This is a genomic window from Mesorhizobium sp. M1A.T.Ca.IN.004.03.1.1 (assembly GCF_003997555.1).
Lineage (GTDB): Bacteria > Pseudomonadota > Alphaproteobacteria > Rhizobiales > Rhizobiaceae > Mesorhizobium.
This window is the reverse complement of the sequence record NZ_RZTV01000786.1, coordinates 1-249: the sequence shown is the minus strand read 5'-3', so window position 1 is coordinate 249 and position 249 is coordinate 1. Positions and strand designations below refer to the sequence as shown.

1 protein-coding gene is annotated in these 249 nt (G+C 58.6%); it reads right to left on the bottom strand.

Annotation, left to right across the window (positions count from 1 at the left end):
* Nucleotides 1–249 (bottom strand): ferric reductase-like transmembrane domain-containing protein (locus tag EOD29_RS33800; RefSeq protein WP_206520603.1); only part of this gene is annotated, 249 nt, incomplete at both ends.

The window sequence follows — 249 nt, the reverse complement described above, 5'->3', positions numbered from 1 at the left end:
AGGCGATGCAGCCAGATCCAGTTCTTGCCGAGCCGGCGGATCGAGAAATTGTTGGATGTCAGCGCCAGCGGAATGAGCATCGCAAGTCCGGCCATGCCGAACATGATGAAGGGGCGCTTCAGCACGTCGTTGATGACGGCGGCAATATCCATCGCCTGGTCGAGCACCATGTAGACGGTGAAATGCATCAGCGCGTAATAGAAGGTCAGCAGGCCAAGCGCGCGGCGGTAACGCAGATAGTTCCAGCCG